Origin of the sequence: Listeria monocytogenes (genome assembly GCF_900187225.1) — a bacterium.
GTDB classification, from domain to species: domain Bacteria; phylum Bacillota; class Bacilli; order Lactobacillales; family Listeriaceae; genus Listeria; species Listeria monocytogenes.
The window spans coordinates 2,467,967-2,484,282 of the sequence record NZ_LT906436.1; the positions used below are offsets into that span (position 1 = coordinate 2,467,967).

The window sequence follows — 16,316 nt, forward strand, 5'->3', positions numbered from 1 at the left end:
TTATTAATAGCCATTTGGATGAGATACGTGCCATTTCCAAGCAGTGGCGATAATATCTTTTACATCTGTATAAGTTGGCTCCCAACCAAGAATTTCGCGCGCTTTATCACTAGAAGCAATTAACGTTCCTGGGTCTCCTGCACGACGTGGTACTACTTCAGCAGGGATTTCTTTTCCTGTTACAGTACGAGCTGCTTCAAGCATTTCTTTCACAGAAAAACCGTTACTGCTACCAAGATTGAAAATATTACTTTCTCCCCCATTTTTCAAGTATTCTAGCGCTCTAATATGTGCGTCTATTAAATCTTCTACTTGTACATAGTCACGAATACAAGTACCATCTGGTGTATTATAGCCATCACCGTAGATCGCTAATTTTTCTCGTTGACCAAGCGCAACTTGTAAAATAATTGGCACTAGATGCGATTCTGGTTTGTGATCTTCCCCAATCGAACCATCTGCTTTTGCACCAGCGACATTAAAATAACGGAGTGCAACAAATTTCATGCCGTATGCTTTATCGCACCATTTCATCATTTTTTCCATGATTAGCTTTGTTTCGCCATAAGTACTTTCCGGATTTGTTGGCATATCTTCCGTAATTGGCACGCGTTCTGGTTCACCGTATGTAGCCGCACTGGAAGAAAAGACGATATGCTTCACATCAAATTCCTCCATCACTTCTAAAACGATTTGCGTACCATAGACATTATTATTTAAATAATCCAGCGGTACTTCCATCGATTCTCCTACAAGTGAACTAGCAGCAAAATGAATCACACCATCTACTTTTTCTTTTTCAAAAACTGAACTTAAAAATGCTTTATCACGAATATCTCCTTCATAAAATTTTGCCTTTTTATGAATGGATTCCCTATGCCCTGTTCTTAAATTATCAATAACTACTACTTCATATCCGCGAGTAATTAACTCATCTACTGCATGTGAACCGATATAGCCAGCGCCACCAAGTACAGCAATACCCATTACTTATCTCTCCTAACGCTTGTCTTTGTATTTCATTTTACACTACTCTGGTCTATATAGTCACGCAAAAATGGGTCTAAGATAAATAATCTCAGACCCATTCGAGTTTTCTTTACTATTATTTAGCCGCCTCAGCTTCTAGCGACTCTTTTAATTCTTCTACATATTTTTGAGCATTTTGTCCAGCAAGTCCGCCGTCGCCTGTAGCTGTTACAATTTGGCGTAAGCTTTTCGCACGAACATCACCTGCTGCAAAAATACCAGGAAGATTTGTACGCATTTCTTCGTCCGTTACGATGTATCCTTCATCATCTGTAATACCTAAATTTAAGAATGCTTTCGTAAGTGGAACAAGTCCAACATAGATGAAAACGCCATCTACTGGCATAATCGATTCGGAGCCATCCACAGTAGAAACAAGTTTTGCTCCTGTTACTTTTTTACCATCTCCAACAATTTCTTCTACTGTACTATTCCAAATGAAATCAACTTTTTCATCTTTAAAAGCACGATCTTGTAAAATTTGTTGTGCTCGCAATTTATCACGACGGTGTACAATGGTTACTTTATCTGCATAACGAGTCAAGTAGGTTCCTTCTTCCACTGCAGAGTCTCCGCCGCCAACCACAATTAATTCGCGATTTTTGAAGAATGCTCCGTCACAGACTGCGCAGTAAGAAACACCACGTCCACTAAGTTCTTCTTCACCAGCCGCGCCAAGTTTACGGTGTTCAGCTCCAGTCGCAATAATAATTGCCCGAGCCTTGTAGGTTTTCGACCCAGCTGTTACTGTTTTAAATTCTTTACCGTCAACAACTTCTTTAATATCACCATAAGCATACTCAGCTCCAAATTGTTTCGCACCACTAAGCATCTTGTCGGACAAATCTGGTCCTAAAATGCTATCAAATCCTGGGTAATTTTCTACCTCAGCTGTGTTAACCATTTGTCCACCGGGTACACCGCGTTCAATCATTAACGTATCTAAATCTGCACGGGAAGTATATAAAGCTGCTGTCATTCCAGCAGGCCCCGCCCCAATAATAATCACATCATAAATTTTTTCTTCACTAGCCATTCTTTTTGCCCTCCTCGTTTATGTGTATACAATAGTTAGCCTAAATTAATCCTAATACGGAATAGCAAAAAGGTCTATTTATCTGCTCAGGACTCGCTCAATATCTCGCGCACATTTACTACATTCAAATTCTTCTACTAATTGAAGCTTCAAATGAGGTAAAAACAGCTTAGCAATTGCACTAGCCACAGTTTCTATCGTATAACGACCAAGTATTAAATCTTTCCCAGCATCTATTAAAACTAACGAAAACATCTGCTTATATAAGGCCATATATTCTTCATTTAACAAAATACCATTTTCTTTTAAAATAATCATCGCTTTTGCAATCAGATAACCATTTTGTTCAATAGCCCCATCCGGAAAATAATCAAAATTAGTAAACATTAAATGCTCCATGTAAGACCAATCGCTCATATCAAGTAATGGATGGAATAATACTAACTCCGGACGATTTCCAGAAATAGTCAATGCATAAACACCTAGCATATGAGTCAAATCGTCTTCCTCTTGAAGCATCTCAAGCACAAGTCGCGTGTCATTCGTTAAATCGGGCTCTTGCTCCCACGGAAACCTAACATCCTCATACAAATCACACTCTAAAAAAGAATGCCAAAACATTTTGGCCCCTTCAACATCACCTAAATAGTAGGAAGATTTCGCACGGAAATAATAATATTTACTACGCTCAGTCACTTCCAAGTCGGCCACTTGTTCAAGCAAATCATCCGCTTCCTCGTATTCACCCATCATCGCATGAATCAGACCAAGCTTCTCTTTATGATGCGCTAGAACCGGTAGGACATCCCGAAGTTCAAGATAAAGCTCATCAGCCTCTTTACGGTTCCCTTTATAAAAGTGATAAATAAATAAATCACAAATACCCAAGAGATTCCCCGGATTTCTCGATAATAAATCACTTAAAACTCTGACTCCCTCTTCTTCTTTCAGTTGCTCAAAATAAAGCGAAGCGAGTTGATTATAAGCAGGCCAAAAATTCGGTTTTTCATCAATGACTTTTCTTAAAATATCGCAAGCAGATGCACTATCTTCTTCTGCTAAATAACGGTTAATTTCTTTTTTATAAGAATAGAATTCTTGTTCTAATTTAGAAAAGCCATTTTCAATTGTCTCACCAAAAGGCGTTTCTTCTAATAAAACTTCAATTAAATCTTTAGCTTCCTCGGTATATTCACCATCAGTTGAACTATCCAAATAACGATTAGCATATTGTAATGCTCTCCGATAATCTTTCATATACGCAAAATTATTAGCAATAAAATAATAACAGTATTCCATGTTCCCATTACGCTGTTCTAAAACTTCTCTAAGTAGCTGATTCGATTTATGGAATTGACCTATTTCTGTATAACATATCGCCAGCTGACAAAGAATAACAGCTTCTCCTGGTTCCAGTTCGGATGCCCGCACTAAATACCTGATTGCTTCTTTAATTCTTTGATCACGAAACGCTTCCACACCGCGTTCAAAATAAAACTGACCATTTGGATAAAATGGATAGATTTTTGCGGGTGTTTTTTTGTCTTTTTCCATTTTTTCCACCTCCAACATACCTTTATCCTACTGAGTATAACATAGAATTTATGACTTTGGGCGACAAAAAAAGCTACTTTAACTTTTACGTCAGAGTAGCTTTTTCTTTTATTATTAATGGATTTCCATAAGCAAAACTACCAGCCGGGACATCCACCGAGACAACCGCCCCAGCAGCAATCACCGCTCCGTCTCCAATTACTGTGCCCGGGAGAATGGTGACATTCGCGCCAACCATCACATCCCGACCAATCACAACTTCCCCAACACGATACTCCGAAAGTAAATATTCATGCGTCAAGATAGTTGTGTGATACCCAATAATTGAGTTTTCGCCAATCAAAATCTTTTCCGGAAAAAACAAATCCGGCATAACTTTATAGGCAATGGCAGTCTTCTCGCCAATTTCCATTCCAAGACAGACACGATAAATTTTACGTTTACCGCCCATCCATGGAAAAAAACGACCAAATTCTATTACTAGCGTATTCTTCAAAACCTTCCAAAAAGAAATCGTTTTATACACTTGAAAAAGGGTGTTGACTGTATCATCGGGTGCATTAAACCTATCCAGCCGCCTCAAAATTTATTCCTCGTCCCTAACAATTGCGAGTAAATCGCTCATTTTTTCTAACATGAAATCTGGCTGGAACTGAGCCAAATGTTCTGGCCCTTTAATTGCCCAGGCTACACCCGCGGTTAGGGTTTCCGCATTTTTCCCAGCTTCAATATCATGATAATTATCGCCAATCATAATCGCTTCTTCTTTTGTCGCATTTAATAAAGAAAGAGCCATCTCAATACCTTCAGGATCTGGTTTAGCATTAGACACTTGATCTAATCCAATCACCACTTGGAAAAATTTATCCAAGCCAGTCACCTTAAGACCTCGCATAATCGTATCATACATTTTCGTTGATACAATACCAAGTTTATAATCTTCTTCATATAAAGCACGAATCGCTTCATAAACTCCATCATATTCTAAAATTAAATCATCATGATGCTTCAAATTGTATTCTCGGTAAAAAGCGCGCATCTCATCTGCATGCGCTGGATTTATTTCCCGGAAAGTCTCCATTAAAGAAGGCCCGATAAACGGTAAAATATCCTCTCTAGTAAAAACGCGGTCCGGCAAAAACTCTTGTAACGTCACTTGAAATGTTTTAATAATCAATTCATTCGTATTTATAAGCGTACCATCTAAGTCAAACAACAATGTAGTAATTTTCCCAGTCATAATTTCTTCCTTTCTTAATCAAACTCGAAAATCTCCAACTTTTTTATTTCTTTTTAACTACTTTACCAAATTTATCTTCCATATAATATGGCGGATTCATTTTCAAACGACGATAGATAATGATGCCAATAGACAGAACAATAAGAAGTAAAGATAGCGCTTGCGAAACTCTAAAGTCACCCCACATTAAGCTATCTGTCCGCATTCCTTCAATAAAGAATCTCCCAAATGAATACCAAATTACATAGCCAAGAAATAACTCCCCACGGCGAATTTTTGTACGACGAATAATTAATAGAATAACAAATCCAAGTACATTCCACAAACTCTCATATAAGAAAGTCGGCTGATAATAAGCACCATCTATGTACATCTGGTTGATAATAAAGTCTGGTAAATGAAGGCTCTCCAGAAAAGAACGCGTTGTTTCTGCACCATGAGCTTCTTGGTTCATGAAGTTTCCCCAACGCCCGATTGCCTGCGCAATAATCAAACTTGGCGCAACGACATCCGCAAGTTGCCAGAACGAAATTTTCTTAATCCGGGAGAAAATAATTGCCGTTAAAACTGCACCAATTAGCGCACCATAAATAGCAATACCTCCGTGCCATATTTTCACTATTTCGCCTAAATTATTCTTATAGAAATCCCACTCAAAAATAACATAGTAAATTCGAGCACTAATAATTGAAATTGGAATTGCCCAAATCAGCAAATCCACAATAATTTCTTTATCCATTTTGCGCTTGTTTGCTTCACTTAAAGCAAGAAGTAACGCGATGACAACAGCCGAAGCAATAATAACTCCGTACCATTTCACAGATATACTACCAATTTGTATCGCCACCGGATCAAGTGGCTGAACACCATTACCCATAATTCCCCTACTTTCAAAAAGACAACTCCGCATCCAAACAAGCATTTTTGTAAAGTTTGGCCGCGGAGATGCTTTCACTATTTATTTAATCGTTCATACTGCTATTATGACCTATTAAATTATTCAGGTCTTGTGTAAATTGCTCTGCCGCATTGTATCCCATATTTTTTAATCGGAAATTCATTGCCGCTACCTCAATAATAACAGATAAATTTCGTCCTGGTCGAACAGGAACCGTAATTTTTGGAATATCCATATCAAAGATTTTTGTCTTTTCTTGGTCTAATCCGACACGATCATAATGCTTATCAGGATCCCAATTTTCAAGGTGCACAACGATAGTAATCTTTTTACTAGAACGGACAGCTCCTGCTCCAAATAAAGTCATTACATTAATAATCCCAAGCCCACGAATCTCGAGTAAATGTTCGATAATCGCCGGAGAAGAACCAATCAACGTCATTTCATCCTCTTGGCGAATTTCCACATTATCATCTGCTACAAGTCTATGCCCGCGTTTTACAAGCTCCAGTGCTGTTTCACTTTTACCAACACCACTGCTTCCTGTAATCAACACACCTAAACCATATATATCCACTAAAACACCATGCATTGAAATAACTGGCGCAAGTCTGCTTTCTAAGTAATTCGTAATATAAACAGATAAACGTGTCGTTTTAAGTCGTGAACGTAATACCGGAATATCGGCTTCTTTCGCTGCTGCTACTAATTCTTTCGGTACTTCTAAATTTCTAGAAATCACAAAAGCAGGAGTCCGCTTCGTACACATTTGTTTATATCTTTTAAGACGTTCTTCGGGTTCCATTCCTTCAGAAAACGATATTTCAGTCATGCCAAAAAGTTGCACACGATCTTCTGGATAATAAGAGAAAAACCCTGTAAGTTCCAGCCCTGGCCGAGATAAGTCACTTGTTGAAATTGGCCGTTCAAGTCCCGTTTCCGAACAAATTAGCTCTAAATTAAGTCGTTCCTTTAAATCCTTTACCGTAACCGATTTTGTCATGCAAGTACCTCCAAATGAATTATAAAAGTCCATTACTGTTCGCTACAAAATATTATTTAGAAAGCTCCTTCTCATTTTAGCACTTTAGAAGGAATCAAGCTACCTCTTTCTTCTCAAATGGCTCTACATAGCAAAACCAGCTACATTTGAAAGACTTATTTTAGCCTTGAAATGTAGCTGGAATGTTTAATTTTCTTTGTTACCCCATAAAACGGAATTAATAATCATGTTTGCGAATGCCATAATTGCTGCGAGAATTAACGCTGTTCCAAAACCATCAATTTGGAAAGAATCTCCAATAAAGAAGGTGGTCATCTCAAGCATAATCGCATTGACAACAAAGGTGAAAAGTCCAAGTGTGAAAATATTAATTGGTAATGTTAAAAGGAGTAAAATAGGTCTAATTAGCATATTTAGAATTGCTAATATAAAACTCGCTAGTAGCGCTGTCGTGAACCCATCTACATGAAAACTTGTAAAGAATCCTGATAAAGCTACGAAAAGTACCGAGTTAATTATTACGCCTATAATCCAACGCATGTTTTAGTTCACTCCCATTCTGATTCAGGTGTTGCTTTCGGAATAATGATAGCAGCTATGATATAAAGTAAAATTCCAGTACCGAAGAATAGAACTGCTCCAGCCCAAAGTAAACGGATGATGGTTACTTCAATTCCAAAGTACTCAGCAAGTCCACCACAGACACCGGCAATCATTTTTTGTGATGAAGATTTATATAACTTTTTCATTGTTTTCCCTTCCTTTCATTTTATTAAACGTTTTTTGTTTCGAGTTCAGAAACCTTGATAATTCCATTTCCTACTTTTGCTTGAAGTGTCGCCATGCTTATTTCTTCTGCATTTTGAGTGAAAACAAAAGTTCTATCTGCATCGTCCCAAATTTTTGCATTTTTTAAGTCAAAATAGATTTTTTCTTTTTTAGTTCCAAGTGTTCCATCAACATTCCATGTTGGCGGAATTTGAATTCGAATATCACCATTTGGTGCCTCTAAATCTGCGGCCGAGGAAGTATCATTTTCAAGTATATACTCAACGTCACCTTGTGCTGCTTTAGCAATCGTTGTAAGAAAGCTACCTTGAAGCGCAATATCTCCTTTAGCAGTAGACATGTCTACATTCTCTACTGTGCTGCGTTTGAAGAAGATTTCTCCATCCGCTGACTCTGTACTCAAAAATTTACCACTAGCTCCTGATGAACGAATATCACCGTGACGTGTCTTAATAATAGCATCTTCAGCAGCCGTATCGTCATATTTCAAATTACCGTTTAAGAGCTGAATTTTCACTTGCTCATATAAACGTTTTGGAATAGTGATAACTAAATCGGTTTTTAAAAGTTCGTTTTTTGATTCGAAAGTGAAATTGTCCGGAGAAATATCAAGCATCGTTTGACTAAAGAAGTAATCCCATAGTTTTTCCTCACTTAATTGACGAATAGAACGCGCTTTTTCATGTACAGCCAGTACTGCGCGGATTTTCATTTGTTCTTTGTCCCAAGAACGGATGATAACGTCCCCGGTCGCCACTCTAATAGTAAAGGAACGGAAAGTCGCATTATCAAAATTGAATTCTCGTACTGGGCGAGGGCGTGCTTCTTTCTTCCTTGCGCCGTGATGAATCGGTTCGGCATTTTCTGGTCTTTGTCTTCTATGATGATGACTATTTCTCATTGCTTCTCGCACTTCCTGTCTAGCTTGATTACGTCCTGCGTGGCGATTTCTTTTTTCTTCCACACGGCGACGATGCCGTTCAAGCACTTCTTCATTACTTGTATCAGAAGAAGGAATCACAAACAAGGCTACTATATAAGCGATAATCGCAATACCGGTTTTCATCGTAATAATGGTGATGATAATATAAATAAGTCGCAGAAGTGTGGCATCTATCCCTAGAAACTCAGCTAGTCCACCAAACACACCGCCGACTTTCCGGTCCACTCTTGATCTTCTTAATTTTTTTTCCATGTTAGCTCTTCCTTTCTTATATCTATGTAAAATCTAGCGCGCTTGCACGGCGCTAGATTTCGTTTAATTATTTTACATCGCGAATTTTTACAGAACCAGTTGTTGCTTCTGCTTCGATTTTCAAGGAAGAATCAGCTGCATTCGGTAGTTTAGTGAAAGTAATCGATTTACTTACAGACTCTGTTTTAGATTCAAGAATTTCTGCATCTTTCAAATCTAAAAGTAATTTACCTAAGTTTGTGTGGAAACGTCCATCTACTCCAATTGTTGCTGGTACAACTACGTCGATATTCCCTGCACCAGTTTTTGCTTTTAAGAAAGTAGCTTCATTTCCAGTTAGTTGATAATTTACATTACCATTTTTAGTTTGTAAGTTAGTGGAATAGTAATTACCTTTTACTGCCACGTTACCGTTGAATGTTTTCAGGGCAACATCACGAATTTCACCATTTTGAATACGGACGTTACCATTAATTGACTCGATTTCTGCTAAAGTAGCATTTAAAGTACCAATACTGATATTACCATTGGTGGTTTTCACAAATAAATCACGACCGGATAATTCATCCATGTGGAAGTTACCATTAAGCATTTTAACAGAAACATAATCGTACTCACGACGAGGCAAGTATACAGTTAAGTTTGTAACGATTTGTTTTGATTTAGACTCAAAACGTAAAGTTTCTTCATCTACACGTAAAGTCGTTTTATCAAAGAAGATTTTAAGTGCTTCATCTTCTGGATATTCTTTGAATAGTTTAATCATCGCGTGAACTTTGATATCGTTCGAATCGGATGGTTTAAATTCAATATTACCATTAGCAATTTCGAATTCTAAAATAGAAAGTGTTGTGTCATGATAAATGAAATCACGTTCGATTTTCGTTGAAGTTAAGAACGGAAATGGCATATCTTTCACTTGTTTAAATGCACTATTTAGGAAAGTACCGATTTTTTCACCAGCTTGGGATAAATCATTAACCATATTGCGCATGGAGTCTTCACGATCTTTAGAAGAATTTTCGCCGCCTTCTTCTTCATCTCTTTCATGATTTTCTGGAGTCGGTTCTGGGCGTCTTTTACGACTTTTTGGAGGTGTATAAGGATTTCCTTGATTGTTCCAACCTTTACTGTAATCATATGATGGTTCTTCTTTTGTTTCTTCTTCGATTTGTTCTTCTTCTCTCGGAGCTGCAGATCGACGAATATTTTCTTTTGCTGCTGTTTTACCTTCTTTTTTGGAAATATTTTCAAGTAGAGTAAGGGCTTCTTCAGTGGATATAATACCTTGTTTTACTAATTCGAGAATACGTTTACGTTCATTTTCCATTTTCATTTCCTCCTATAATTTAGGCTAAACTATTTTAGGCTTGCTTTCACATGCAAGTGACATATCTGTTTTATCTATGACTCTATTATGAAGGAAAATATAATTTCTGTCATACAACCAGAGGATGATTATTTGTTTGGACTTTGGGTGGTTTGGTCTTAAGAATCACGAAAAATCCCGCTTATATTTTGAATAAGCGGGATTTTGATTATTTTTTCTTAGCTGTTGCAATTCGTTCTTCCGTGCGTTCTTTATCGCGTTCTAAAATTGGTTTCAAGTATTTACCTGTATAAGATTTTTTTGAGCGAGCGATTTTTTCAGGTGTGCCGGTTGCAATAATTTGACCGCCACCATCGCCACCTTCTGGACCTAAATCAATCAAGTAATCAGCTTGTTTGATAACGTCAAGATTATGCTCAATAACAAGTACTGTATCGCCATTCTCTTCTACAAGTCTTTGTAATACTTTGAGTAAACGACCAATATCATCTGCGTGGAGTCCGGTAGTTGGTTCATCCAGAATATAGAAAGATTTTCCGTTACTACGTTTATGAAGTTCCGAAGCTAGTTTGACGCGCTGCGCTTCACCACCTGAAAGCGTAGTTGCAGGTTGTCCAAGTCGAATATAGCCAAGACCAACATCTACAATTGTTTGAAGTTTACGCGCAATTCTTGGTTGGTTGGTGAAATATTCTAGTCCTTCCTCTACAGTCATTTCTAATACTTCAGCAATATTTTTGCCTTTATAACGAATATCTAACGTCTCACCATTGTATCGTTTTCCATGACAAACTTCACAGGGTACATATACATCAGGCAAGAAATGCATTTCAATTTTGATGATTCCGTCGCCTTTACACGCCTCGCAACGGCCACCTTTTACGTTAAAACTAAAGCGACCTTTTTTATAACCACGAACTTTGGCTTCATTAGTACTTGCGAAAAGGTCACGAATATCATCGAAAGCTCCTGTATAAGTAGCTGGATTCGATCTCGGTGTTCTTCCGATTGGTGATTGGTCAATATTGATAATTTTTTCTAGGTTTTCGATGCCTTTTATTTCTTTGTGTTCACCTGGTTTTGCGTGGTTTCTATTTAGTTTTCTCGCTAACGCTTTTCGTAGTACTTCATTCACTAACGAACTTTTACCTGAACCTGAAACTCCAGTTACACAGGAAAAAGTAGCTAGTGGAATTTTTGCATTTACGTTTTTGAGATTATTTGCTTTAGCACCAATAATTTCTAATTCTAGTCCGTTACCTTTTCTACGTTTAGCAGGGACTGGAATAAATTTTTTACCTGAAAGATAGTCACCAGTGATGGAATTTTTATTATTGGCAACTTCTTCTGGTGTTCCGGCTGCAACAATTCGTCCGCCGTGTTCTCCTGCACCTGGACCAATATCAATAAGATAATCTGCGGCCATCATCGTATCTTCGTCATGCTCAACGACAATAAGCGTGTTTCCAATGTCACGCATACTTTGGAGTGTGCTGATTAAACGATCATTATCTCGTTGATGAAGACCGATGGAAGGTTCATCTAAAATATAAAGTACACCAGTAAGTCTGGAACCGATTTGTGTAGCAAGTCGAATTCGTTGCGCTTCGCCACCAGAAAGCGTCCCAGCTGCACGGCTCATTGTTAGGTAGTCGAGCCCAACATTTTTTAAGAAGCCTAGTCTAGCACGAACTTCTTTGAAAATTGGCGCTGCAATTTGTGTTTCTTTTTCAGATAGTTCTAAGCCATCGAAGAAAGCAAGTGCTTCATTAATAGAAAACTCACTGATTTGCCCAATATGATGGTCGTTTACTTTAACGGAAAGTGTTTCTTCTTTTAGACGATAGCCTTTACAAGATGGACATGGTAAATCAGTCATATATTGCGCCATTTGATCGCGTGTGAAATCGGAATTTGTTTCACGATAGCGACGTTCGATATTTGGAAGTATCCCTTCAAACGGAATCCACGTTTCGCGTGTCATACCGAAATCATTTTTGTATTCGAAGTAGAATTCTTTATCTTTTGATCCATTTAAAATAATATCTAATTCTTCTTTAGATAGCTTCTCAAGAGGTGTATCCATATCTATTCCAAATTCTTTACAGGCAGAAGCTAGCATTTGCGGGTAGTACTGTGAACTAATTGGGCGCCAAGGAATAATAGCCCCTTCATTTAGAGACAGACTTCTATCAGGAATAACCGTGTCGACATCGACTTCAAGTTTAGTCCCAAGTCCATCACATGTGGGGCAAGCGCCAAATGGGCTGTTGAAAGAGAACATTCTTGGTTCTAATTCACCAACGGAAAAACCACAATAAGGACACGCATAGTGTTCACTAAATAATAATTCTTTATCCCCCACTATATCAACAACCGCATAACCATCAGCTAAACGAAGAGCAGCTTCAATGGAATCATACAGACGAGTATTGATGCCCTCTTTAATCACAATGCGATCAATAATGATTTCAATAGAATGCTTTTTATTTTTCTCAATTTCAATTTCGTCATTGATATCATAAATTTCTCCGTCAACACGAATTCGAACATATCCTTCTTTTTTGATTTCCTCAATAGTTTTCTTATGTGTCCCTTTTTTACCAGAAACGATTGGAGCCATTATTTGAATACGTGTTTTTTCTGGGTATTCTAGAACACGATCTACCATTTGTTCGATTGTTTGAGAAGTGATTTCAATACCGTGATTTGGACAAACTGGATGCCCAACACGAGCATAAAGTAAGCGCAAATAGTCATGGATTTCTGTAACTGTCCCAACAGTGGAACGTGGATTACGGCTTGTTGTTTTTTGATCAATCGAAATGGCAGGGCTTAATCCTTCAATTAAATCCACATCTGGTTTATCCATTTGCCCTAAAAATTGGCGTGCATATGCGGACAAAGACTCTACATAACGTCTTTGTCCTTCTGCATAAATCGTATCAAAAGCAAGCGAAGATTTACCTGAACCTGAAAGCCCAGTCATAACTACTAATTTGTCTCTAGGAATCTCTACATCAATGTTTTTTAAGTTATGGGCTCTTGCACCCTGAATTACTATTTTCTCTTTATCCAATTTCGCTTCATCCTTCCGCTTTTATTTCCAGTAAAGCATCGCGAAGTTCAGCAGCACGTTCGAAATCAAGTGCTTTAGCTGCTTCTTTCATTTCATGTTCCATACCTTCAATGAATACATCGCGTTCTTTCTTAGACATTTTGCTTAAATCATGTTGCTTCACTGCTTCTCTTTCATCTGCGGCAGAAGTCGCTGCGATGATACCACGAATTTCTTTTTTGATTGTTTTTGGCGTAATGCCGTGTTTTTCATTATATTCAATTTGGATTTTACGACGGCGTTCTGTTTCGCCAATAGAATTGCGCATCGAATCGGTCATTTTATCAGCATACATGATTACTCGACCGTTTTCATTACGAGCAGCTCGACCCATTGTTTGAATTAAGGAACGCTCGGAACGAAGGAATCCTTCTTTGTCCGCATCTAAAATAGCGACAAGAGATACTTCAGGTAAATCGATTCCTTCACGAAGTAAGTTAATTCCAACGATAACATCATACACACCAAGTCGAAGGTCACGAATGATTTCGATTCGCTCGAGCGTCTTCACTTCCGAGTGGAGATACTGTACTTTAACACCAGCTTCTTTGAGATAGTTGGTTAAATCCTCGGACATTTTTTTCGTTAAGGTGGTGATTAAAACACGTTCGTTTTTCTCGACGCGATCGTTAATCTCATCCATTAAGTCATCAATTTGTCCTTGAATCGGACGGATTTCTACGATTGGGTCTAGCAAGCCAGTTGGTCGAATGATTTGTTCAATGACATCTGGATTTTTTTCTAATTCGTAAGGGCCTGGTGTAGCGGATATAAACATAATTTGATTGATATGCTTCTCAAATTCTTCTAAACGAAGCGGCCTATTATCTAGAGCGCTAGGCAATCTAAAGCCATGATCAACTAGCATTTGTTTTCTGGCTTGGTCCCCGTTAAACATACCACGAATTTGCGGCATCGTAACGTGTGACTCATCAATTACCATTTGGAAATCATCTGGGAAGTAATCGAGTAACGTGTATGGTGTAACTCCCGCTGGACGAAGGGATAAATGTCTAGAATAGTTCTCAATACCAGAGCAATAGCCCATTTCTTCCATCATTTCCAAATCATAATTCGTTCGCTGTTCAAGGCGCTGAGCTTCTAGCAATTTATTATCTGCACGTAAAACTTTAAGACGGTCTTCGAGTTCAGCTTTTATATTAACAATTGCTTTTTTCATAATATCAGGTCTGGTGACAAAGTGAGATGCCGGGAAAATGGAAACATGTTCTCTTTCTCCTATAATTTCACCAGTAAGTGCATCTACTTCTCTAATTCGTTCAATTTCATCACCGAAAAATTCAATCCGCATACAGTGTTCATCTCTTGAAGCTGGGAAAATTTCGACAACATCACCGCGAACACGGAAGCGTCCACGTTGAAAATCTATATCATTTCGATCATATTGAATATCTACTAATTTGCGCAGTAGCTGATCACGGCTAATTTCCATGCCAACACGAAGCGAAACGAGCATCTCTCCATATTCAATCGGCGAACCTAAGCCATAGATACACGATACACTCGCAATGATAATTACATCGCGACGTTCAAAAAGCGCAGCAGTAGCAGAGTGACGAAGCTTATCGATTTCATCATTGATACTTGCATCTTTTTCGATATATGTGTCACTTTGCGGAACATAGGCTTCTGGTTGATAGTAATCATAGTAACTGACAAAATATTCTACAGCGTTATTTGGGAAAAACTCTTTAAACTCGCTATACAGCTGTCCCGCTAACGTCTTATTGTGAGCCATGACAAGTGTCGGCTTATTTACTTCTTGAATCACATTGGATACGGTAAAAGTTTTCCCTGTACCGGTTGCACCAAGTAAAGTTTGGTGTTTCAAGCCTTTTTTTAATCCCGCAACTAATTGTTCTATCGCTCTAGGTTGGTCTCCTTGTGGGCTATACTTAGAAACTAACTCAAATTTATCCTTCAACTCGGATTCCCCCTATTCTGTATCTGTCCGATTCTGGTATCTGAAAAGCTTTGTTTGTAAAAGGTCTAGCAAAGCAAAAAGCGGATTTTTCAGATCCGTTAATGTTTCTATTTTATCATAAATATTTTAATTAGCCTAGCAAAAACCGAACATATTTTCGCATTTGTTGAAAAATAAAAAACGCAACCTGTTGATTACGCTTTTCTTTATTTTATCACTTTTACGCTTTTCTACCTATATATTTGCTTTGTTAAAAATCACTGCCACTCTTCTTTAAACGTCGCAACATATACGTTGCAAGCACAAAACCAATGGTCATCGAAAAAGCATCAATAATAATTAGCCACATAGAACTCGTATAACCTAACTTGGCAGAAGCAGCAATCAAAATCACCATCAAAAGCAAGCCGACATAACGATTATAAGTGATTCTCGCAAAAAGAATAACAAGGAGGCAAGGGAAAATAAGCGCAGATATAATTTGATCCATCTTACTTTCCTCCCCCTTTTTTATGCGTCTCGTAATGCTTTGGTCGTTATTTCCGTTGTAAGCTGTGGTAATTCTGTTTTTTCGATACCTTTTTCAGCAAGCATATCTGGTAAAATTTCTTTTAAAAAGTACTTAACGCTCGCCATTTCTCGGTACTCATAAATGGTTGCAAGTGCCTCACTATAGATTTCCACAAAAATATTTTCTGGATTTCCTTTTTGAATTTCGCCAAAGGATTCATATAACAAATCTACTTTATCAGAAATTGCGAGGATTTTCCCTTCCAACGTACTGTCCTTACCTTCTTTTAGCAAATGACGATAAATCGGCTGGTACGTTTCTGGAATTTCCCGTTCAATAAAGTTTTTTGTCATGCTTTCTTCCACTTCGGAAAGCATTTCGCGGAGTTCTGTCGTTGCGTATTTTACAGGCGTTTTTATATCACCGATGAAAAGCTCTGAATAATCGTGGTTTAGCGCTTTTTCGTATAGCGCACGCCAATTCACTTCATTCCCAGCTTCTTCCTCTACAGCGCCGAAAAATTGAGCAATGGAAGTAACTTTATATGAATGTTCTGCAACAGAGTGCTCTTGATATTTAAATTTTCCTGGGCAACGATAAATGTTTTCTAAATCTGATAAACTTTGGAAATATTGATGAATTCCCATATTATCCCTCCATTCTTCGTT

General features: G+C 37.9%; 15 protein-coding genes. All 15 read right to left on the reverse strand.

Annotated elements, in window-relative coordinates; all coding sequences use genetic code 11:
• Nucleotides 1–3: 3 nt before the first annotated feature.
• The 15 genes from galE to CKV70_RS12600 all read right to left on the reverse strand — a co-directional run bounded on the left by galE (nucleotide 4) and on the right by CKV70_RS12600 (nucleotide 16,295).
• Nucleotides 4–987 (reverse strand): UDP-glucose 4-epimerase GalE, encoded by a 984-nt coding sequence (gene galE / locus CKV70_RS12530; RefSeq protein WP_014601137.1) that lies wholly within the window; start codon nucleotides 985–987, stop codon nucleotides 4–6.
• A 118-nt stretch (nucleotides 988–1,105) separates the two neighbouring features.
• The gene (gene trxB, locus CKV70_RS12535; RefSeq protein WP_003722610.1) at nucleotides 1,106–2,065 is read right to left on the reverse strand and encodes a thioredoxin-disulfide reductase; all 960 of its coding nucleotides are present in this window, start codon (nucleotides 2,063–2,065) and stop codon (nucleotides 1,106–1,108) included.
• 78 nt (nucleotides 2,066–2,143) lie between these two features.
• Nucleotides 2,144–3,619 (reverse strand): tetratricopeptide repeat protein, encoded by a 1,476-nt coding sequence (locus CKV70_RS12540; RefSeq protein ID WP_003732497.1) that lies wholly within the window; start codon nucleotides 3,617–3,619, stop codon nucleotides 2,144–2,146.
• Nucleotides 3,620–3,704: 85 nt separating this feature from the next.
• Complete coding sequence (locus tag CKV70_RS12545; protein ID WP_003722612.1) at nucleotides 3,705–4,202, reverse strand: acyltransferase; 498 nt, start codon at nucleotides 4,200–4,202, stop codon at nucleotides 3,705–3,707.
• A gap of 3 nt (nucleotides 4,203–4,205) precedes the next feature.
• The gene (ppaX, locus tag CKV70_RS12550) at nucleotides 4,206–4,859 is read right to left on the reverse strand and encodes a pyrophosphatase PpaX (RefSeq protein ID WP_003722613.1); all 654 of its coding nucleotides are present in this window, start codon (nucleotides 4,857–4,859) and stop codon (nucleotides 4,206–4,208) included.
• A 43-nt stretch (nucleotides 4,860–4,902) separates the two neighbouring features.
• Nucleotides 4,903–5,736 carry a prolipoprotein diacylglyceryl transferase gene (lgt, locus tag CKV70_RS12555; RefSeq protein WP_003722614.1) on the reverse strand — a complete coding sequence of 278 codons (834 nt, stop codon included), beginning with the start codon at nucleotides 5,734–5,736 and terminating at the stop codon, nucleotides 4,903–4,905.
• 85 nt (nucleotides 5,737–5,821) lie between these two features.
• Complete coding sequence (gene hprK / locus CKV70_RS12560; RefSeq protein ID WP_003722615.1) at nucleotides 5,822–6,760, reverse strand: HPr(Ser) kinase/phosphatase; 939 nt, start codon at nucleotides 6,758–6,760, stop codon at nucleotides 5,822–5,824.
• Nucleotides 6,761–6,946: 186 nt separating this feature from the next.
• Complete coding sequence (locus CKV70_RS12565) at nucleotides 6,947–7,300, reverse strand: phage holin family protein (protein ID WP_003722616.1); 354 nt, start codon at nucleotides 7,298–7,300, stop codon at nucleotides 6,947–6,949.
• Between the two features lie 8 nt (nucleotides 7,301–7,308).
• A complete protein-coding gene (locus tag CKV70_RS12570) occupies nucleotides 7,309–7,509 on the reverse strand; it encodes a PspC domain-containing protein (protein WP_003722617.1) in 201 nt (66 codons plus the stop codon).
• Between the two features lie 23 nt (nucleotides 7,510–7,532).
• A complete protein-coding gene (locus tag CKV70_RS12575; RefSeq protein WP_003722618.1) occupies nucleotides 7,533–8,744 on the reverse strand; it encodes a DUF4097 family beta strand repeat-containing protein in 1,212 nt (403 codons plus the stop codon).
• 67 nt (nucleotides 8,745–8,811) lie between these two features.
• Entirely contained in the window at nucleotides 8,812–10,074 is a 1,263-nt protein-coding gene (locus CKV70_RS12580; protein WP_014601139.1) for a DUF4097 family beta strand repeat-containing protein, read from the reverse strand.
• A gap of 208 nt (nucleotides 10,075–10,282) precedes the next feature.
• Entirely contained in the window at nucleotides 10,283–13,153 is a 2,871-nt protein-coding gene (uvrA, locus tag CKV70_RS12585) for an excinuclease ABC subunit UvrA (protein ID WP_003722620.1), read from the reverse strand.
• 7 nt (nucleotides 13,154–13,160) lie between these two features.
• Nucleotides 13,161–15,137 carry an excinuclease ABC subunit UvrB gene (uvrB, locus tag CKV70_RS12590; RefSeq protein WP_003722621.1) on the reverse strand — a complete coding sequence of 659 codons (1,977 nt, stop codon included), beginning with the start codon at nucleotides 15,135–15,137 and terminating at the stop codon, nucleotides 13,161–13,163.
• Between the two features lie 250 nt (nucleotides 15,138–15,387).
• Nucleotides 15,388–15,627, reverse strand: a complete 240-nt coding sequence (locus tag CKV70_RS12595; protein ID WP_003722623.1) for a CsbA family protein — start codon at nucleotides 15,625–15,627, stop codon at nucleotides 15,388–15,390.
• Between the two features lie 20 nt (nucleotides 15,628–15,647).
• Nucleotides 15,648–16,295, reverse strand: a complete 648-nt coding sequence (locus CKV70_RS12600) for an HD domain-containing protein (protein WP_003722624.1) — start codon at nucleotides 16,293–16,295, stop codon at nucleotides 15,648–15,650.
• Nucleotides 16,296–16,316: the final 21 nt, after the last annotated feature.